The organism is Nonomuraea sp. NPDC050790, assembly GCF_044456745.1.
Lineage (GTDB): Bacteria > Actinomycetota > Actinomycetes > Streptosporangiales > Streptosporangiaceae > Nonomuraea.
This window is the reverse complement of record NZ_JBITGF010000002.1, coordinates 788,252-806,993: the sequence shown is the minus strand read 5'-3', so window position 1 is coordinate 806,993 and position 18,742 is coordinate 788,252. Positions and strand designations below refer to the sequence as shown.

Sequence of the window (18,742 nt, the reverse complement as noted above, 5' to 3'; positions counted from 1 at the left end):
CCAGCGCTGGCGGCTCCCTACGGCGGCGGTCACCCGGCTCTGACCAGGTCGATCGCGGCCAGTGCGGTGCTGCCCAACCCGCCGGCCAGGACCAGCAGCGCGGCGGCCAGCGGCAGGTGGCGGGTCCAGCGGTGACGGGTCGCCACACCGAGCAGATCCCGCCCACGCAGTACGGCCAGCCCGACCGCCGACAACGTGAGCGCCATGCCGACCCCGAAGGCGGCGACCAGCACGAGCGCCACGAACGCCCGGCCGGACAGCAGGCCGGTCAGCAGGAGCAGGAACGCCGAGGGCGAGGGCAGCAGGCCGCCGGACACGCCCAGGGTGACCAGACCACGCCGGGTGAGCAACGACCCCTCGTGCCCATGGCCCTGATCACGGCTCTGCCCATCGGCCTGACCAGCACCGAAGCCGCGGCCGTGCCCATGCCCATGCCCATGCCCGTGCCCATGACCGTGGCCGTGTCCATGACCGTGGCCATGACCGTGGCCATGACCGTGGCTCTGGTTTCTCAGGTGGCGGTAGACCAGGCCGCCGCCCACCGCCACCACGGCCGCCGCCCCGGCCAGTTGCAGCCACCGGGTCACCGCCCCCAGGTCGGGCGCGTTGTCCACGGCCAGCCACCACACCACCGCCAGCACCCCCACCGACACCGTGTGCATGAGCGCCACGACGCCGCCCAGCCGCACCGCGTCCATGGGTCTGGCCTGGCCGCCGAGCAGGTACCCGGCGGTCAGCGTCTTGCCGTGGCCGGGGGCGCAGGCGTGGGCCGCACCCGCCACCAGTGCCACCAGCAGCGCCAGCGGCAGGAACCGGTCGATCAGCGACGGCAGGTCCGCGGTGAACGACGTGGCGGCGATCGGGGCGGCGGCGCCGCTGAGCCGTACCGGATGGGCGGGGGCGTCGGCGGTGTGGAGGGCGCCCGAGCCCGACGGCGTCACCGACACCGTGCGGTAGGCGCGGTTGAGGTCCTGCAGCAGCGTGACGCGCACCTGAAGCTCGTCGGCCGGTCGCGGGCAGCCGAAGCGGAGCACGGCGCCGGTGGTGGCCAGCGCCTCGGTATGGACCTCGGTCAGCGGGCAGTCGGCCGGGCCCTGCCGTACCGTCACGCCATGACGGAAATATCCGTCTACGTCGGTGACGGCCTTGGTCAGGGCGGCGATGTCGTCGTCGGCCGCCGACCAGGTGATCTCGACGGCGGGGCCGTCCGCGCGGATCTTCGCCACGGGCGGCGGGCCGAAGGGGTGTGCCCACCCCGGACCCGCCGCCCCCAGCAGGATCAGCGCCACCGCGCCCGCGACCGCGAGCAGGCGAGCCAATCCCTTGGTCATCTAGCCGCCAGCGCGTGCAGCGACCCGTCGTCGGTCAGCGCGAACACCGTGTTCCCGCTCACCGACAGCGCCGAGGCGACCCCGCCGCCCAGGTCGTAGGCGGCCAGTTGCCGTCCCGTCGCCCGGTCCAGCGCCACGACCCGGCCGTCCCAGGTGCCCGCGTAGACCGTCGTTTCGGTGGCCAGCGCGTGCGCCGCCGGTGAGCCGGGGCCGTTGGCCTTGCACGAGGTGCCGGAACGCCACGGGTCCTCCATCGGGCTCTCGCCCGGCAGATAACCGGTGGGGGTCTCCCACAGCGTCTTGCCCGTCGCGCTGTCGTAGGCGCGGACCATGCCGTCCTGGCTGGCGACATAGGCCAGGCCGCCCCAGGTCGCCGGGCTGGTCACCGGCGGCGGGCCGTACTCGCAGACCGCGGAGGTGCCCACCTTGGCGTGCCAGCGCACCGCGCCGTCGGCGCCGTGCCCGCGCGTGCCCGAGGCGGTCGTCGTCACCAGCCCCGACTCGCTGAACACCGGTGAGGACTGCGAGTAGATGTCGCCGCCGGTGTCCACGCTGGACACCTGCTTGCACGTGGCCAGGTCCATCGAGATCAGCGACTGGCTGGAGCCCGAGTGCAGCCACGCGACGGTCGTACCGGGCTTCCTGATCGCGGTGCTGTGGAACTCGCCCCACGCCACCGGCGCGTTGAAACCGCCGGGCAGCCGCTCGCCGGTACGGGCGTCGCGGCAGCGCACCCCGTCCCACTCGTGGTAGACGGCGACCGCGCGGCCGTCGGGCAGGTCGAACACGCTGACCGGCCCGCCCGCGCGCCCGTAACGCCGCACGGTGCCCTGCTTGACCTCTTCCGCGTCGATGGTCTCCCACGCCACCCTGCCGGTCCGCTCGTCGAGCGCGTAGACGCGCCCGACACCGGTGGTCAGGTAGACCTTGCCGCCGTGCACGGTCGGGAAGGACTCGGCGTCGCCGTCGAGGTAGGTGCGCCACAGCTCGCGCCCGGTGCGCGCGTCGTAGGCCAGCATCATGCTGTACGGCGAGGCGAACGCCTGCGAGGCGACGATCACCCTGCCACCCGAGACGGCGGCCCCGTTGAGATGGAACTGCTCACCAGTGTTGGCCGCCCACCGCAGGTCGAGCGTGGCGCCCGGATTGTCGGCCGAGGCCGAGCGGCCCTGCTCGTCACCGCCCTGCCGTAGCCAGTCGCCCTTGGGCTCGGGCCGCGAGACGTGCGAGTCCGGACGCACCTCGAAGGCGGTGCGCACCTTCGGGAACGGCTTGCCCTTGCTGTCCCTCACGGTCAGCTCGGCCGTGTAGGAGCCCGGGTGCAGGCCGTCGATCCGGTCGCCGGCCCGCGTCCACGACACGTGCGCCTTCGGGCAGGACTCGCCCTTGTAGCAGTTGACGATGCCCCTCGGCCTGGTCTCCTCGCCGAAGCGCAGGTGCTCCCGCTTCCAGACGACCCTGCCGTTCTTGAAGCGCACGGTCAGCTCGGCTCGCTCCGGGGTCCGGCCGTCGTCCTCGGCGTAGATCTCCAGCGGTACGCCCGCCTTCTTGCCGTGGACGCTGCCGTTCGCCGGGCTCACCAGCGAGACGTCGTCGTTGACGCCGAACTGGCGGTGCACTCCGGTGACGTAGCCCTTGTCCCTGCCGGTGATCGCGCTGAAGTCGAGGATCTTGTAGTCGGGCCGGGCGGCGTCGATGCCGTACATGCCCATGTTGTTGACCTCGACGGAGCGGGCGAACGCGCCCCGGCGGTACTCGGCCTGCTGGTTGTGCCCGGCGGCGAACATCCGCACGTCGTACTTGGCCAGCTCGTCCACCGTCGGCTGCATGCCCGCGCCCGGACCCCAGCGGGTGAACAGCGACCGGTGCGCGAACACGAACACCTGCTTGCCCACCGCGTGCCTGCGCAGGTCCTCACGCAGCCACTGGAGCTGCGGGGCCAGGCCGCGGGTGTCGTAGTTGTCCTCCAGCACGACGATGTGCCGGCCGTCGCGGTCGAAGCTGTACCACTCGGGGCCGACGTTGCGGCGCCAGTACTCCAGGCTGCCGCCGTACCCGACCGAGGTGGCGGTGCCGCCCATGTCGTGGTTGCCGATCACCGGGTAGAACGGGTGTCCCAGCCTGCCGTCGCGCAGGCCGTTCCTGAGCAGGTCGTAGCCGCCCTGGCGGCGTGCGGCGTCGGCGTAGTCGGTGACGGTCAGGTCGCCCGTGGTGATCGTCAGCGTGGCGCCGTCCACCTCGGACATCGCCTTGACCTGGCCGGTCCAGCGCGGGGCGGCGTTCTTGTACTCCTCGTCGTTGCGGTTGCCCACCTCGACGTCGGAGACCATCAGCCACTTCTCCTTCGGGTCGGCCGCCGCCTTGGTCGGCACCAGGGCGAAGTCGACCCCGGTCTGCTGGTCGAGCTGGCGGAAGAAGCGCGGGATGTAGTCCTCGCGCAGCACCGGCTCGTAGCCGTCGGGGGAGACGACGTAGACCAGGTCGGTCTCGCGGCGGTTGCGGTTCACCTGGATGCTGTAGGTGCCGTCGGCCGCGGTGGTGGCCCAGTTGGCGCCGTCGGTCACGGAGACGCGGGGGAAGCCCGTCTCGCCGCGGTCCTTGGCGCCGTTGCCGTTCCTGTCCTTGAACACCGTGCCCGTGACGGTCACGACGTCGGCGCTCGCACCGGCCAGCGTGAACGTCGCCGGGGCGCTCAGCGCCTCGTAGCCGTCGTCGAACATGTAGTAGGCGGTCCACGAGCCTTCCCCCAGCGCGGTGGTGGGGATCGACACCGTGCCCGAACCCAGCGGCGCCCGCACCCACACCCGGGAGGCGACCACGCCCGGCTTCTCGCCGGGGCCGTAGATGCCGATCCAGTTGAGGGCGTTGACCCGGTCGGTGGAGTAGCTGAAGGTCACGGGCTGACCGGCTTTGGGGTCGGCCGTGGTCATGGCCAGCGTCCCGGCGGCGTCGGCACTGCTCGCGCTGGGCTCGGGCGTAGCCGTTGCCTCTGCCGTTGCTTTCGCGGGGTCGGGCGTCGCCGGGTTGGCCGTTTCCAGGTCTCCGGTGGTGGTCCGCACGGGATCGGGCGCGGCGGCCATGGCCGCCTGCGGGGCGAGCACCGCGACGCTCACGGTGACCGCGACCGCCGCCCTGGTCCGCCACGTCCGCCGTCCGGCCTGGCCAACCGCGCTGCTTCCCGCACCGCTCCCGGCCCGGTTTCCGGTACGGCGCAGCAGTACCAGACCCAGGAGCGCGAGCATCAGCACGGCGGCCGGCACGCCCACGGCCACCGGCCACACGGCGCGGACCGGAGCGTGCGCGCCGGTCACGTCGATCACCGGCGCGGCGGCGTTCACGTTGGCCGCCGTGCCGTCGAACTCGGCGATCACCTCCGTGAACCCGCCCCGGTCCAGCAGCGGCGCCAGGTCCAGCGCGTCCACGGCGCACGACCAGGCCAGCTCGACCACCACTCCCCCCGGCACCCCGCCACCGTCACCGGCCACGCCGTGGGCGCTGACCGGGCAGGGCGTCGGGAGCAGCGCGGAGGCCCAGGCGCCCGCACGTTCCGGGCTGACGACGTCACGGTGGACGATCAGCCGTCCACTGGTGACGCCGTTGGAGGTGGCCACCACGAGTTCGGCGTGCTGCCGGGTGAGGTGCGCGGAGGCCGGGCCTGCGCACAGCGCCACCCCTGCCGCGACCGCCAAGAGCAGCACGATGGCTTGCCACAATGACGTTAATTGTCTAGACATGTTCGGCAGCGTAAGGAGCGTCCCCTCCGCCGGAGAAGAGGCATTATCCAACCGCCCTGGATAATTCACCCCCCTCCCACCACCCGTTCACCCAACCCCGGCTCCCACCGTCTCCTTGCCTGCCCGAGCGCCTCCGCGCGCCGTGCTGTTCGTGTGGCTCGGCGCGCGTGGCCCCGCGCATTGGGCTGCGCGTCCCGGGGTGGGAACGCGGAACGGGACGCCCGGCGGGGGCGTCCCGTTCCTGTGGGGCAGGTCAGACGGGGAGCAGGGCCGCCTCGGCCTCCAGGGTGGCGGCGGTGGCGGCCACCACGGCGGCCACCCGCAGCGCCTCCTGGATCTGCTCGCGCGGCAGCCCCGACCCGCGCAGCACCTGCTCGTGCGACTCCATGCACCGCCCGCAGCCGTTGATCGCGGACACCGCCAGGCACCACAGCTCGAAGTCGGCCTTGTCCACGCCCGGGTTGCCGATGACGGTCATCCGGAGCTTGGCGGGCAGCGTGGCGTACGTCTCGTCGCCGATGAGGTGCGTGGCCCGGTAGTACACGTTGTTCATCGCCATGATCGAGGCGGCGGACTTGGCGGCGGTGAACGCCTCCTCCGACAGGTTCCGCGCCGCCTCCGCCGAGACCTCGGCGATGACCCGGCCGGACCTGGCGGCCAGCGCGCACGCCAGCATCGTGCCCCAGAGCTGCTGGTCGGTCAGCGACGAGGTGGTCGTGACCGAGCCGAGGTTGAGCTTGGTGTCCTTGGCGTAGGCCGGAAGGGCCTCCTTCAGCGCCGCGATGCTCATGCGCCCAGCAGCGCCTTCGCGTCGAGGCCCTTCTCGCCCTTGTTCCAGTTGCACGGGCACAGCTCGTCGGACTGCAACGCGTCCAGGACCCGCAGGACCTCCTTGACGTTACGGCCGACCGAACCCGCCGTCACCATCGTGAACTGGATCTCGTTGTTCGGGTCCACGATGAACGTGGCACGCTGGGCCACCCCGTCGGAGCCGAGGATGCCGAGCTCGGCCGAGAGTTCGCGCCTGATGTCGCTGAGCATCGGGAACGGCAGGTCGCGCAGGTCCTCATGGTCCTTACGCCAGGCGTGGTGCACGAACTCGGAGTCCACCGACACGCCCAGCACCTGCGCGTCCCGGTCGGCGAACTCCTCGTTGAGACGGCCGAACTCGGCGATCTCGGTCGGGCAGACGAAGGTGAAGTCCTTCGGCCAGAAGAACACCACGCGCCACTTGCCCTCGTAGGTCTTGTGGTTGATCTCGGCGAACGCCTTCTCGGGGTCGAGGTCGACGCAGGCGGTGAGTTCGTACTCGGGGAAGTGGTCACCGACGGTGAGCAAGTCCGGTCTCCTTCGATAAACGCGGTGGTCAGGGGCCCAGGTTGGCGCATCTAGCATTGATCCGAGAAATCACGCAGCCGGACCAATCCGAGAGGTGTTCCCTATCAGTGAGCCCATGCCGACGCTGGCTCAGCTCCGCGCGTTCCTGGCGGTGGCCGAGCACCTCCACTTCAGGGAGGCGGCGAGCACGCTCCGGATCAGCCAGCCCACTTTGTCCGGAAATATCGCGGCATTGGAGGAGGTCCTGGACCAGCAGTTGGTGGAACGGACCACCCGCAAGGTGCTGCTGACCCCCGCCGGAGAACGCGTCACCGAGCACGCGCGGCGCGTCCTGGCCGCGGTCGGCGACCTCATGGGCGAGGTGGCCCAGAACCGCGCGCCCTTCAGCGGCCCCGCCCACCTGGGCGTCATCCCCACGGTCGCGCCCTACGTCCTGCCCGCCCTGCTGCCGATGTTCGCCAAGCGCTTCCCCCGCCTCAAGCTCACCGTCCACGAGGCCAAGACCGAGACGATCCTGGAGGAGGTACGCGCGGGCCGCCTGGACATGGTGCTGCTCGCGCTGCCCACCGAGGTGACCGGGCTGGTCGAGGAACCGCTTTACGACGAGGACTTCCTGCTGGCCGTACCGGAAGATCATCCGCTCGCCGCGAGCGAGGAGCCGCTCGGCCGCGCGGCCCTGAAGGGCCTCGACATCGTGCTCCTCAACCAGGGCCACTGCCTGCGCGAACAGGCCATCGACGTCTGCCGCGAGGTCGGCGCGCGCGCCACCGCGACCACCTACGCCACCAGCCTGCCCACGCTCGTGCAGCTCGTGGCGGGCGGCCTGGGCGTGACGCTCCTGCCCGAGTCCGCCGTCCCGGTCGAAACCGGCAAGAGGGTACGGCTGGCGCTCCGCCGCTTCACCCCGCCCGCCCCCGGCCGCACGATCGGCCTGGCCTACCGAGCCTCCTCAGCCCGAGCCGCCGAACACGCCCAGTTGGCCAAGGCCGTCCGAAGCGCCGTCCGCCAACGCCGCCTCCCCGTCCAGATCATCACCTGACCCACCCTCCCCGCTGACATCGCGCGGACGAGGTGGGGCTGGTTGGGGGTTTGGTGAGGCGTTTCAGGCGGGATACCGCCTCGTCGATGACCTCGTCCTTCTTGCAGAAGGCGAACCGGACGAAGTGGGCGCCGCGTTCCGGGTGGTCGTAGAAGACCTGGGTCGGGATGGCCACCACGCCCGCCAGCGACGGCAGCCTGCGGGTCAGCTCCAGGCCGTCGGTGAAGCCCAGGGGGCGGATGTCGGTCTGGACGAAGTACGTGCCCGCCGGCCGGAGGACCTCGAAGCCCGCCGAGGCCAGGCCCTCCATCAGGCGGTCGCGCTTGTCCTGGAGGCCGGAGCGCAGGGCCGCGACCCAGTCCAGTTCGTGGCGCAGCCCGTAGGTGACCGCCAACTGCCAGGGCGCGCCGGCCGTGAACGTGAGGAACTGCTTCACCGTCTGCACGGCCGTGAGCAGCGGCGGGGGTGCGCAGACCCAGCCGGTCTTCCAGCCGGTGACCGAGAACGTCTTGCCCGCCGAGGAGATCATCACCGTGCGTTCGCGCATGCCGGGGAAGGTGGCCAGCGGGATGTGCTCGACGCCGTCGAAGGTCAGGTGCTCGTAGACCTCGTCGGTGATCGCGGTCAGGTCGCGTTCCTGGCAGAGGTCGGCGATGACGGACAGTTCGGCGCGGGTGAAGACGGTCCCGGTGGGGTTGTGGGGGGAGTTGACCAGGATGGCGCGGGTGCGCGGGGTGACGGCGGCGCGGAGCTCGTCCGGGTCGAAGGTGAAACGTCCGTCCACGGGGCGGAGTGTCACCGCCACCAGGCGGGCCCCGCTCAGGGCGATCGAGGCGGCGTAGGAGTCGTAATACGGCTCGAAGGCGATCACCTCGTCGCCCGCCTCGCACAGGGCCAGGACGCTCGCGGCGATCGCCTCCGTGGCGCCGACGGTCACCAGGATCTCGCCGTCGGGGTCGTAGGCCAGGTCGTAGTGGGCCGCGCGGTGCTCGCTGACCGCGTGCCGCAGATCGGGCACGCCCGGACCCGGCGGGTACTGGTTGGCGCCCGCCGCGATCGCCTCCACCGCGCGGTCGAGCATCGCGGCGGGGCCGTCGGTGTCGGGGAAGCCCTGGCCGAGGTTGATCGAGCCGGTCCGCACGGCCAGCGCGCTCATCTCGGCGAAGATCGTCGTGCCGAAGGCGCGCATCCTGGATACAAGGGGTTCCGTCACGGCCCCAGACTATTAGGCTCGACCTGTGATCATCAGGGTCGTGATCGCGCTCGCTCTGAGCGTCCCCCCTCCGGCCGCCGCCGTCCGGGCCGCCGACGCCTGTCCCGTCCCCGTTCCCACCGGCACCACCTGCGGGTTCCTGGAGGTTCCCGAACGCAGGGACGCGCCGGGCCGTACCATCAAGGTCGGGTACGCCGTGCGCCGCTCGCAGGATCCCGCGCGCAAGCCCGACCCGATCGTCTACATGGGCGGCGGCCCGGCGTCGTCGTCGTTGCAGCTCACCGGGTTCCTGAGTCAGCTCTTTCCCGACCGCGACGTCGTGACGGTCGAGCAGCGCGGCGGCAGGTACTCCGAGCCCCGGCTGACCTGTCCCGAGACGGTCGCGGCCATGCTCGACCGGCTGCGCAGCCCGGAGAGCGGCGCGGCGGGCGTGGCGGCGGGGGCCGTCAAGTGCCGGGAACGGCTGGCCGAGCGCGGCATCGACCTGCGCGGCTACAACACGCGCGAGATCGTCGCGGACGTCGTGGACCTGCGCAGGAAGCTCGGCTACCCGGCCTGGAACCTGTTCGGGGTCAGCTACTCCACGCGGGTCATGGTCGAGGCGGCCAAGGCGGATCCGGGCGGGGTGCGGGCCATGGTGCTCGACTCCTACCTGCCGGAGAAGGTCGACTGGTACCGCGACGCCGACCGGAACCTGGCCGACACGGTGGCGGCGCTGGGGGTGAAGGACCGGTTCGAGGCGATGGTGGAGCGCTACAACCGGAGCCCGGCCCGGGTGCCGACGACCGATCCGCTGCTCGGCGAGTCGTTCACGGCGCGGATGAGCGGTGACGACGTGGCCACGGTGCTGGCCGAGGCGCTGCACGACGCCGAGCTGGTGGCGGTGGCGCCCGCGCTGATCGACGCGCTGGCCTCTGGTCATGAGGAACTGCTGCGCCCGCTCGCCGACGCGGTGGGCGGGGCGCTGACCTCGCACGAGTTCGGGCTGTATCACGCCGTCCAATGCCAGGATGAGGCGAAATTTCCGGAAATTTCGCGCCTTTTCACGGTGACCAACGACAAGGCGGTCTGCCAAGCCTGGAACCTCCCCACCAGCCCTGCCACCACAGACCCGACGGCCCCAGGCGGCCTCCAGAACGCCGGGAGGCACCCCACCAGCGCGGCACGCTCCGGGGCGCACCCCGGCAGCGTGATGCAGACGGGCGCCCGGCCGCTCGACAAGGGCGCGGCACAAACGGACGCCAGCGGCGTGGCGGGAAAGGGCGTCGGGGGCGTGGCGGGAGAGGGCGGGGGCGCGGGACGGGCGGGTGCGGGGGCGCACCCCGATGGCACAAGGCAGGCGGTGGGGGTGCCGGTGCTGGTGTTGGGTGGGCAGTTCGATCCCACGACGCCGCCCAGGACCAGCAGGCCGGCCGCCGCCGAACTGCCCGGCGCCACGTTCGTGGAGTTCGCGGGCGCGGGCCACGCCGTCTTCCTGGCCATGGCCACCACCTGCGGCCGCCAGACCATCGCCACGTTCGTCGAGGCCCCGGCCTCGTGGAGTCAGCCGTGCGTCCCGAGCCGGGCGGCGCTCGACCGGTTCGCCCCGGGGTCGATGCTGGTGACCGGCGCGCCGTACCAGATCATGCTCGCCCCTTGGCCGGCCGTGCCGCTGGTGTTGTTCGCGCTGGTCGCGCTCGTGCAACTGGTCGGCGGCGGAGTGCGGGGGCGGGGGCTGAGCGCGTTCGCGGGCCTGGCCGGGCTGGCGGCGGTCGGCCTGACGGCGCAGTCGGTGTACGCCCTGCTCAGCACCAACGAGACCGCCCTGGCCGTCGGCGTCCCGCGTAACGTGGAGACGTACGGCTGGCTCGCCGTGGGCGCCGTGGCCCTGAGCGTGGCGGCGGCGGTGTGGGCCATCGAGGCGAAACCGGCCAGAAGACTGTGGCCGCACCTGGTCGCCCTCGTGGTGGGCGGCGGGTTCCTCGTATGGTGGTTTGCCTGGTTCCTGTGACGCGCATCCGAGAGCTCGACGCGCTCCGCGGCTTCGCGGTGTGCGGCATCATGCTGGTCAACACCTGGCAGCACGCACCGCACGATCCGCCTCAGCAACCGCTGGACTCGGTGATGGAGTCGGCCTTCCAGGGCCGCTTCTACCCGATCTTCTCGCTGCTGTTCGGCATGAGCTTCGTGCTGTTCCTGCGCGGCGGCTCGCGCGGGGTGCTGCTGCGCCGGCTGTTCTTCCTGCTGATGTTCGGGCTGGTGCAGCACACGTTCTACGAGGGCGAGGTGCTGACCGACTACGCCGCCTTCGGCGCGGCCGTGCTGCTGCCCGCCTCGTTCCTGGCGTCCGGCTACCCGGTGCTGGTGCTCGGCCTGGTCGCGACCGGCTGGGGCGTGTGGCAGGGCGGCGGCACGCTGATCATCCCGGGGCTGTTCCTGGTCGGGATGGCGCTGATCCAGCTCAGGCCGGACCGACGGCTGCTCGCGCCCTTCTTCGCCGTCGGCGCGGTGGCCACGGTGGTGCTGACCGTCTTCTACCGCTCCAGCTCGATCCCCGCCTACTACACGCTTGGGGCCCTGGCCGGAGCGCTCGCCTACGGCACCGGCCTGCTGCTGGTCCTGCGCCCCTGGCTGGCCGCGGTGCTGGAGCCGATGGGCAGGCTGGCGCTCACCAACTACGTCTCCGGCACGCTGGTCATCTTCCTCACCGGCCCGGTGACCGACGGCTGGTGGGTCCTGGTGGTGGCGGGGGCGACGGTGGCCGCCCAAGCGATGTTCAGCCGGTGGTGGCTCACCCGCTACCGCTACGGGCCGCTTGAGTGGATTTGGCGGTGCCTGACCTGGTTCCGCCGGGTGCCCAACGGTCTAGAGTCGAGACGTGACGAGAATCGCCCTCTGTCAGATCCCGGTGTCCCCTGACCCCACCGTCAACCTCCAGCGGGTACGGCAGGCCCTGGCCGAGGCCGAAGGCGCCGACCTGGCCATCTTCCCCGAGGCGACGCTCACCCGCTACGGCAAGCGCATCACCGACCTGGCCGAGCCCCTGGACGGCCCGTTCGTGACCGGCGTGGCCGAGGCGGCCCGTGCCCACGGCACCGCGGTGATCGCGGGCGTGTTCGAGCCGGGCGAGGACCGGGTGTACAACACCGCCGTCGCCATGGACGCCCGAGGCGAGATCCAGGCCGCGTACCGGAAGATCCACCTGTTCGACTCCTTCGGCGCCAAGGAGTCGGAGCTGGTCGAGGCGGGCGCCGAGCCGTCCGTGGTCGAGCTGGCGGGACTCAAAATCGGGCTCGTCACCTGCTACGACGTCCGCTTCCCCGAGCTGACCCGGGCCCTGGTGGACAAGGGCGCGGAGATGTTCGCGGTGATCGCCGCCTGGGGCTCTGGGCCGCTCAAGGAGGACCACTGGATCACGCTGGTACGCGCCCGCGCCCTGGAGAACACGACGTGGACCGCGGCCGTCGGTCAGGCTCCCAACCCGGCCGAGTCGAGTGACGGTTTCGGCGTCGGCCGGAGCATGCTCGTCGACCCGCTGGGAGTGGTCCGGGCGGATCTGGGCAGTGCATCCGGAGTCCAGCTCGTCGAGGCCGACCTGGAGGCCACGGCCACGATGAGGAAGACCCTTCCGTGCCTTGAACATCGGGTGCTCGGGGTCACGCGATCGTAAAGTGGTGTCGTGAGCAGAACGCAAATGCAGAAGGTGGTCCCGCCGCGTCTGCTCGTGCCCTATCTGTCGGGCAAGCGCACGGTCATCTCCGGATATGTCTACCGCGTGCAGGACTGCGCGCGGCTGACCACCCCCAGGCAGCTCTACCACGGGCTCGACCTGTCGTTCGAAGGATCGGAGCTGACGGCCGAGGTGCCCGAGCTGTATGTGATGCGCTGGTACGCGCGCGACGTCGACACCTACGCCGTGCCGTACGGGCCGCACATGGGCGGTGACTGGAGCGACACGCCGCCGTTCGCGGGCAACGGCTTCACCACCTCACGCGAGCACGTGGTGCCGCAGTTCCACACGATGCCGATGCCGATCCCGGCCGGCGCCGAGATCGTCCACGTCGGCGCCGAGTCCGAGCGCCCGTTCGCCGCCTACGACGGGCTGACCTGGCGGCCTGCGGCATGAGCGTCCCCATCACCTCCGGCTTCGTGGCGCGCTTCGAGGAGCGCACCTTCCCCGCCGCGCTCGGCCCCGACAGCGACGAGGTCGTGCTGTTCAGCGAGGAGGAACTGGCCGGCTTCGAGGCCGCCTCCGGCTACTGGCGGCGCACGGTCAAGCGGGCCGACGTCGAGTGGCTGGTGCTCGTGCGCACGGTGGCGGCGTTCGGCGGCGAGCCCTGCATCGTGCTCGACGAGGACGAGGACGGCCTGCACATCGCCTACACCGGCCACAGCGGCATGAAGGCCGAGGCCCTGGGCTACTGGATGGTCGACCACGGCGCCTACGAGGTCGTCGTCCCCCGCGAGGAGGTCTTCTCGATCCGGGTGGAACGCATCCCTGTGCCATAACCGCCTTTTCCGGCATTTCCTGTCAACCACGGCGACACTCGTGGGTCTATAGGGGCGTGAACCGACAAACGACCTCGCTCGCGCCGGTGCGGGAGGCGCCGCCGTCGTTCGCCGACCTGTTCGCGGCCCACTACCAGTCTCTGGTACGGCTGGCGGGCCTGCTCGGCGCCGACGACCCCGAGGACATCGCGCAGGAGGCGTTCGCCCGCCTGCACACCGGGCGGCTGCGCGACGACGGCGCGGCCGTGGCGTACCTGCGCGCCATCGTCTGCAACCTCACCCGCAACCGCCTGCGCCACCTGCGCCTGATACGGCTGCGCCGCCCGGAACCCCCGGAACCGGTCCGCAGCAGCGAGCAGTCGGTCATCCTCGCCGAGGAGCACCGCGAGCTGCTGGAGGCGCTCGACCGGCTGCCCCGCCGCCAGCGGGAGGCGCTGGTGCTGCGCTACTGGCTTGATCTGTCCGAGCGTGAGATCGCCGCGGCCATGGGCGTGTCGCCCGGCTCGGTGAAGACGCATGCGAGCAGGGGCCTGGCCGCGCTGGGCCGGGCCCTTGAGGAGGACGCGTGACTCCCTTGGAGGAGCGGCTGAAGGCCGCGCTGGACGCTCGCGCCCAGACCTACCTGCCGAGCCAGAACGCCTGGCTGAACGTGCACTCGCGCACTCCCCTGCCCCCGCGCCGGGGGCGCTGGCTGCTGGCGGCCATCCCGGTCGCGATGATCGCGCTGTTCGTTCCTGTCCTGCTCAACGGGGGCCTGGGCAGGAACTCGGCGGCCGATCCCGGCACGGTGGAGCACCAGATCATGGCAAGCCTGACGCCGCACGGGCAGCCGGTGGAGCTCGACGGGCTGAAGCTGTGGTTCGCCAAGGGCAGGCACGGCAATCCGCAGCTCTGCTCGCTGATCACCGCCGGGCGCGAGCCGGTCGGCTCGTGCTCGCCCGTCTACGGGCAGGGGCCGGGCACGTACGAGGGCTCGGCGCAGGACGGCGACCGGGTCGTCGACTACGGCCTGACCCAGCCGGAGACCAAGCAGGTCTGGGCGGTGACGGGCGACGGCAGGCAGCTCGCGGGCACGGTGCACCCGGTCCGGGGGGCGCCGCAGGCGATCTGGAGCGTGAGCTACCCGGCGGCCGAGCAGGTGACCAAGGTGGAGTTCGCCGACACCGAACGGCGCACGCTCGGGGAGATGCCCCGGTCGATGCTGGCGGGCCGCGCGGCTAACGCCAGGCCGGCCGGCCGGCCGTACGAGCTGGCGGGTGGGCTGTCGCTGCGGCCCTACCAGGTTCCGAACGAGACCCAGGCCGGCGCGACGGACATGGAGGTAATCTGGACGCGCGCCGGCCGGGAGGTGGGCTCGATCTCGCTCAACGAGCGCTACCTGTGGAAGGACGGCGGCGCCGACCGGCCGTGGCCGGTCCGGCTGCAGGTGGATGACGGCGTCGTGTTCGGCGCGGCCAGGCAGGACGTGGCACGCCTCGTGTGGCGGGCCGGCGGGCGCGAGCTGACGCTGACGCCGCGGGCCGACCCGTGGGGGCTGGGCCTGGGCGTGTTCGCGCTGCCCGCGGACGTCAGCTCCGAGGACGACCGGTACGCGCTGGTCGCCTACGACGCGGCCGGCGGGGAGATCTGGCGCCAGGATCCTCCCCTGGAGCAGGACTCCGGCGAGCCGATCACCGGCAAGATCGTGGTGCCGGGCACGGAGGACTTCACCTTCGGCCCGGTCCGCCTGTGGTTCGCCAAGGGCAGCGAGGGGCCGGAGCTGTGCGCCAAGGGGGGCGTCGAGCCGAGCGGGCGCGAGTCCACCGGCTGCGCCACGGCCGAGCTCGACGCCAAAACCCTGTCCTGGTCCACGAAGACCACCTATCTGCCGGAGCCGGGCGCCGAGCTGGCCTACGGCGTGCTGCCCGCCGGGACGCAGGCCATCACCGGAATCACCGCGGACGGCAAGAGGCTGCCCGCCAGCATCCAGCGGATCGAGGGCGCGCCGGCGCCGGTGTGGACGCTGCGCTTCCCGGCGAACGTCAAGATCTTCGCGCTCGCCTACAAGGAGAAGGGCCGCACCCTCGAACGCACCCGGTTCCTCGACCACGGTTGCATGCGGGCCACCGAGCCGGAGGGCACGGGCCGGTCGCTGCCCGGCGGCGTCTCGGCCCACCTGAGCGGCTCGTCCTGCCTGCACTTCTGGAAGGACGGCCGGATGCTGCCGGGCTCCTTCGAGCGCCAGCCGGGCACGGGCCTGCGCACGGTGCTCGGCCCCGAGGAGCCCCTGCGCTGGGGCCAGCACAAGGACGTCTGGTACGGCTTCGCCCTCCCCGGCACCGCCAGGATCGAGGGCGTGTCGAAGGCCGGCAGGGTCACCGCCGAGACCGTCCCCGACCCTTGGGGGCACGGCGTGACCATGTTCGCCGCGACCGTGCCGGCGGAGGTGGCCAAGAAGGGCCTGACCTGGCCGGACCTCACCTTCACCGGCTACGACGCCAAGGGCGCGGTCCTGTGGACGTGGAAGGACGCGGGCCTCAGCTAGAGGGCGCCAGGTCGCGGCGGCGCAGCAGCACCAGCCCCGCCGCGGCCAGCGCCGCCGCGACCACGCTCAGCCCCGCCAGGGCCGCGACGGGCGCGGCGCCCCGGCCCAGCAGCAGCGCGGGCACGTGCACGAACGGCGACAGCTCCAGCACGAACCCGCCGGCCAGCTTGAACTCCGCCACCAGGTCCACGGCCAGGATCAGGCCGAGCACGCTCCAGCTCACGACGGCGGCCAGCCGGGGCAGCAGCCCGAACAGCAGGACCGCCACGCCGACCACCGTCCAGACCGCGGGCAGGTAGGCGAGGGTGGCGCCCGCGACGCGCAGCACGCCGCCGTCGTAGGCGAGCCCGGCCACGCCGCCGAGCAGGGCCAGCAGCAGCGCCGGTCCGAACACCGCGTAGAACAGGTGGCCGAGCGCCCAGCGCAGCCGGCCGACCGGCGCCAACAGCAGCAGGTCGGCCCGCCCGGCCGCCTCCTCGCCGCGCGCCCGCAGCGCCGACACCAGCGCGGCGCCCGCGACGAGCTGGCTCATGACGTAGAGGATGAACGTGAAGAACACATCCGAGATCCGGGCGCCGGGACCGCCGATGGTCTCGGCGAGCCCTCTGAGCGCCTGGGTGTCCAGTTGGGCGTCCAGGCCGCGGGCCGAGAAGCCGATCAGGCCGCCGACCAGCGCGAAGCCGACCGCGAAGCCGGTCAGCGTGCCCCGGTGCAACCGCCCGGCCAGCGCGAACGCGCCGCCCAGCGTGCCCTCGGCCGGTCCCGCGCGGGTGGGCAGCAGGCCGGCGGCCAGGTCGCGCCGGGCCGACAGCGCGAACGCCGCCGCCCCCGCCGCCACGACGAACACCACGGGCAGGGCCAGGACCCACCAGTGGTCGCCGCCGTACGGCCTGGTCAGGCGGGTCCAGCCGAACGGGGTGAGCCAGGCGAGCCAGGCGGCGCCGCCGGTGTCGGCCAGCGAGCGGAGCGCGAACAGGGCTCCGGCGGTGGCGATGGCGAGGCCGCGGGCCGTACCGGATCCGGTGGTGAGCTGTGCGGCGACGGCGGCCACGGCCGCCAGGCACCAGCCCGAGGCGGCGGTGGAGAGCCCGAACAGCAGCGACGAGCCCGCGGGCAGGCCGGCGGCGACCAGGCCGGGCACGCCGAGCAGGCCCAGCAGCAGGTTGGCGGCCAGCACCACGGCGAGGGCGGCGGCCAGGGGCGCGTGGCGGCCGACGACGCCGGAGGAGAGCAGGTCGCGTCGGCCGGTTTCCTCCTCGGCGCGGGTGTGGCGGATGACGAGCAGGATGCTGACCAGGCCGCCGATCAGCGCGCCGGAGGAGCCGAGCGTCCAGGCGGTCAGGCCGCCGACGCTCGCGTCGTGGATGACGCCGCGGGTGGCGAGCTGCGCGGGGCTGTTCATGGAGGCGTGCGTGAAGGCGTCGCGGGCGGCCTGGCCGGGGTAGAGGCGGGCGGTGCTCGCGGCGACGGCGGCCGGGAGCGCGGCGCTGATGAGGATCCAGACGGGCAGCAGGACGCGGTCGCGGCGCAGGATGAGCCGGATCAGCGCGCCGAGGCCGGTCATCGGGCCGGCCCCGCGTAGTGGCGCAGGAACAGCTCTTCCAGGGTCGGCGGCTGGGTGGTGAGCGTGCGCACGCCCGCCCTGGCCAGCTCGGCGAGCACCGGGGTGAGGGCCGCGCCGTCGACCTGGCAGCGCAGGCGGTCGCCGTCCACGGTGAGGTCGTGCACGCCGGGCAGCCGCGCGAGGCCCGCAGCGGGGCCGTCCAGCTCGGCCGTGACCGAGGTGCGGGTGAGGTGGCGCAGGTCGGCGAGGCTGCCCGACTCGACGGTACGGCCGGCCCGGATGATCGACACGCGGTCGCAGAGCGTCTCCACCTCCGACAGGATGTGGCTGGACAGCAGGACGGTGCGCCCGCGTCCTTTCTCCTCCCGCACGCAGTCGTTGAAGACCGCCTCCATCAGCGGGTCCAGGCCGGAGGTGGGCTCGTCCAGGATGAGCAGCTCGACGTCGGAGGCGAACGCGGCCACGAGCGCGACCTTCTGCCGGTTGCCCTTGGAGTAGGCGCGGCAGCGCTTGCGGGGGTCGAGCTCGAAGCGGTCGAGCAGGTCGGCCCTGCGGCGCGGGTCGAGGCCGCCGCGCACCCGGCCGAGCAGGTCGATGACCTCGCCGCCGCTCAGCGTCGGCCAGAGGGTGACGTCGCCCGGCACGTACGCCAGGCGGCGGTGCAGCTCGGTGGCCTCGTGCCAGGGGTCGCCGCCGAGCAGCTCGGCCTGGCCGCCGTCGGCGCGCATATGGCCGAGCAGCACGCGGATGGTGGTGGTCTTCCCAGCGCCGTTGGGCCCGAGGAAGCCGTGCACCTCGCCGGTCCTGACGCTGAGGTCCAGCCCGTCCAGGGCTCGGGCCCGGCCGAACGTCTTCACCAGGCCCTCGGCGCGTACGGCGGTGCTCATCGTTGTCCCTCCGCCTTCTCCAGACCCGTCCGCGCCTGCTCGAACAGCTCGCGGCCCAGGAACTCCGGTCTGATGAGGTCGAGCTGGGCCTTGCCGACCCGCATGGCCCCTTCCGCGCCGAACACGGGCGTGCCGAGAGCGCGGGAGACGTGCTCGTGCAGCACGGTGAGGCCGAGCTTCATGGCCGTCAGGACGGTCGCGCGGGCGCGGTGGTCGGCGCCGGGCTCGTCGGTCCCGGCCAGGTGTTCCTCGGTGACGGCGACGAGCTCGTCGAACATGGCCGCCGCGGCGGGCGAGCCGTCCACGAGCGCGCGGCCGAGGTACTGCATGAGCGGCGGGGCGGTGCGGTGGACGTGCTCGATGAAGCCGGGGTCCTCCAGGTTGCGGTCGGTGACCCCGGTCTTGACCTGGGCGCGGATGTAGGACAGGACATACTCGTCGCAGGCCGCGCGCAGGTCTTCCTTGGCGCCGAAGTGGTGCTGGACCAGGCCGGGCGAGACCCCGGCCGCTTCGGCGATGCCGCGGATCGTGGTGGCCTTGACCCCTTTGTCGGCGAACAGCGCCATCGCGACGTCCCGGATGCGGGCGCGCGCCGTCAGATCCTCGTCAGAAACTGGTCGCATG

16 protein-coding genes are annotated in these 18,742 nt (G+C 72.4%); 8 read left to right on the top strand and 8 right to left on the bottom strand.

The window, feature by feature from the left end; genetic code table 11:
• Positions 1 to 29: 29 nt before the first annotated feature.
• The 4 genes from ACIBEJ_RS12185 to ACIBEJ_RS12170 form a co-directional block, all read right to left on the bottom strand.
• Entirely contained in the window at positions 30 to 1,331 is a 1,302-nt protein-coding gene (locus ACIBEJ_RS12185; RefSeq protein WP_397182704.1) for a hypothetical protein, read from the bottom strand.
• The gene (locus ACIBEJ_RS12180; RefSeq protein WP_397182703.1) at positions 1,328 to 5,065 is read right to left on the bottom strand and encodes a PQQ-binding-like beta-propeller repeat protein; all 3,738 of its coding nucleotides are present in this window, start codon (positions 5,063 to 5,065) and stop codon (positions 1,328 to 1,330) included. Before ACIBEJ_RS12180 ends, ACIBEJ_RS12185 begins: the two co-directional genes overlap by 4 nt.
• A gap of 253 nt (positions 5,066 to 5,318) precedes the next feature.
• Positions 5,319 to 5,855, bottom strand: a complete 537-nt coding sequence (locus tag ACIBEJ_RS12175) for a carboxymuconolactone decarboxylase family protein (RefSeq protein WP_397182702.1) — start codon at positions 5,853 to 5,855, stop codon at positions 5,319 to 5,321.
• Entirely contained in the window at positions 5,852 to 6,403 is a 552-nt protein-coding gene (locus ACIBEJ_RS12170; RefSeq protein ID WP_397182701.1) for a peroxiredoxin, read from the bottom strand. The genes ACIBEJ_RS12175 and ACIBEJ_RS12170 overlap by 4 nt, the downstream gene beginning before the upstream one ends.
• 115 nt (positions 6,404 to 6,518) lie before the next feature.
• Here ACIBEJ_RS12170 and ACIBEJ_RS12165 point away from each other — a divergent pair, with 115 nt between their 5' ends.
• Positions 6,519 to 7,442, top strand: coding sequence for a LysR substrate-binding domain-containing protein (locus tag ACIBEJ_RS12165; protein ID WP_397182700.1), 924 nt, complete (start codon positions 6,519 to 6,521; stop codon positions 7,440 to 7,442).
• Here the strand turns inward: ACIBEJ_RS12165 and ACIBEJ_RS12160 are convergent.
• The gene (locus ACIBEJ_RS12160; protein ID WP_397182699.1) at positions 7,435 to 8,655 is read right to left on the bottom strand and encodes a pyridoxal phosphate-dependent aminotransferase; all 1,221 of its coding nucleotides are present in this window, start codon (positions 8,653 to 8,655) and stop codon (positions 7,435 to 7,437) included. The two genes, ACIBEJ_RS12165 and ACIBEJ_RS12160, sit on opposite strands and share 8 nt — an antisense overlap.
• Before the next feature lie 25 nt (positions 8,656 to 8,680).
• Between ACIBEJ_RS12160 and ACIBEJ_RS12155 the strand changes: the two genes are divergently transcribed.
• The 7 genes from ACIBEJ_RS12155 to ACIBEJ_RS12125 are packed head-to-tail and all read left to right on the top strand — an operon-like array spanning position 8,681 to position 15,667.
• Complete coding sequence (locus ACIBEJ_RS12155; RefSeq protein WP_397182698.1) at positions 8,681 to 10,645, top strand: alpha/beta fold hydrolase; 1,965 nt, start codon at positions 8,681 to 8,683, stop codon at positions 10,643 to 10,645.
• Positions 10,642 to 11,553 carry a DUF418 domain-containing protein gene (locus tag ACIBEJ_RS12150; RefSeq protein WP_397182697.1) on the top strand — a complete coding sequence of 304 codons (912 nt, stop codon included), beginning with the start codon at positions 10,642 to 10,644 and terminating at the stop codon, positions 11,551 to 11,553. Before ACIBEJ_RS12155 ends, ACIBEJ_RS12150 begins: the two co-directional genes overlap by 4 nt.
• Positions 11,513 to 12,304 (top strand): carbon-nitrogen hydrolase family protein, encoded by a 792-nt coding sequence (locus tag ACIBEJ_RS12145; RefSeq protein WP_397182696.1) that lies wholly within the window; start codon positions 11,513 to 11,515, stop codon positions 12,302 to 12,304. Before ACIBEJ_RS12150 ends, ACIBEJ_RS12145 begins: the two co-directional genes overlap by 41 nt.
• Positions 12,305 to 12,313: 9 nt before the next feature.
• Complete coding sequence (locus tag ACIBEJ_RS12140) at positions 12,314 to 12,760, top strand: hypothetical protein (protein ID WP_397182695.1); 447 nt, start codon at positions 12,314 to 12,316, stop codon at positions 12,758 to 12,760.
• Positions 12,757 to 13,143 carry a hypothetical protein gene (locus ACIBEJ_RS12135; protein ID WP_397182694.1) on the top strand — a complete coding sequence of 129 codons (387 nt, stop codon included), beginning with the start codon at positions 12,757 to 12,759 and terminating at the stop codon, positions 13,141 to 13,143. Before ACIBEJ_RS12140 ends, ACIBEJ_RS12135 begins: the two co-directional genes overlap by 4 nt.
• Before the next feature lie 56 nt (positions 13,144 to 13,199).
• Complete coding sequence (locus ACIBEJ_RS12130; RefSeq protein ID WP_397182693.1) at positions 13,200 to 13,712, top strand: sigma-70 family RNA polymerase sigma factor; 513 nt, start codon at positions 13,200 to 13,202, stop codon at positions 13,710 to 13,712.
• Positions 13,709 to 15,667, top strand: coding sequence for a hypothetical protein (locus ACIBEJ_RS12125; protein ID WP_397182692.1), 1,959 nt, complete (start codon positions 13,709 to 13,711; stop codon positions 15,665 to 15,667). The genes ACIBEJ_RS12130 and ACIBEJ_RS12125 overlap by 4 nt, the downstream gene beginning before the upstream one ends.
• Here ACIBEJ_RS12125 and ACIBEJ_RS12120 read toward each other — a convergent pair.
• Genes ACIBEJ_RS12120 through ACIBEJ_RS12110 form a run of 3 tightly spaced genes read right to left on the bottom strand, consistent with a single transcriptional unit; the run spans position 15,660 to position 18,741 of the window.
• Entirely contained in the window at positions 15,660 to 17,231 is a 1,572-nt protein-coding gene (locus tag ACIBEJ_RS12120; protein WP_397182691.1) for an ABC transporter permease, read from the bottom strand. The two genes, ACIBEJ_RS12125 and ACIBEJ_RS12120, sit on opposite strands and share 8 nt — an antisense overlap.
• Positions 17,228 to 18,118, bottom strand: a complete 891-nt coding sequence (locus ACIBEJ_RS12115; protein WP_397182690.1) for an ATP-binding cassette domain-containing protein — start codon at positions 18,116 to 18,118, stop codon at positions 17,228 to 17,230. The genes ACIBEJ_RS12120 and ACIBEJ_RS12115 overlap by 4 nt, the downstream gene beginning before the upstream one ends.
• On the bottom strand, positions 18,115 to 18,741 hold the full coding sequence (locus ACIBEJ_RS12110) for a TetR/AcrR family transcriptional regulator (protein ID WP_397182689.1): 627 nt from the start codon (positions 18,739 to 18,741) through the stop codon (positions 18,115 to 18,117). Before ACIBEJ_RS12110 ends, ACIBEJ_RS12115 begins: the two co-directional genes overlap by 4 nt.
• Position 18,742: the final 1 nt, after the last annotated feature.

What these genes read in the sequence shown, in the direction of transcription:
- ACIBEJ_RS12185 (WP_397182704.1), bottom strand. Translation starts at nt 1,331, where the DNA reads ATGACCAAGGGATTGGCTCGCCTGCTCGCGGTCGCGGGCGCGGTGGCG.
- ACIBEJ_RS12180 (WP_397182703.1), bottom strand. Translation starts at nt 5,065, where the DNA reads ATGTCTAGACAATTAACGTCATTGTGGCAAGCCATCGTGCTGCTCTTG.
- ACIBEJ_RS12175 (WP_397182702.1), bottom strand. Translation starts at nt 5,855, where the DNA reads ATGAGCATCGCGGCGCTGAAGGAGGCCCTTCCGGCCTACGCCAAGGAC.
- ACIBEJ_RS12165 (WP_397182700.1), top strand. Translation starts at nt 6,519, where the DNA reads ATGCCGACGCTGGCTCAGCTCCGCGCGTTCCTGGCGGTGGCCGAGCAC.
- ACIBEJ_RS12135 (WP_397182694.1), top strand. Translation starts at nt 12,757, where the DNA reads ATGAGCGTCCCCATCACCTCCGGCTTCGTGGCGCGCTTCGAGGAGCGC.
- ACIBEJ_RS12120 (WP_397182691.1), bottom strand. Translation starts at nt 17,231, where the DNA reads ATGACCGGCCTCGGCGCGCTGATCCGGCTCATCCTGCGCCGCGACCGC.
- ACIBEJ_RS12115 (WP_397182690.1), bottom strand. Translation starts at nt 18,118, where the DNA reads ATGAGCACCGCCGTACGCGCCGAGGGCCTGGTGAAGACGTTCGGCCGG.
- ACIBEJ_RS12110 (WP_397182689.1), bottom strand. Translation starts at nt 18,741, where the DNA reads ATGCGACCAGTTTCTGACGAGGATCTGACGGCGCGCGCCCGCATCCGG.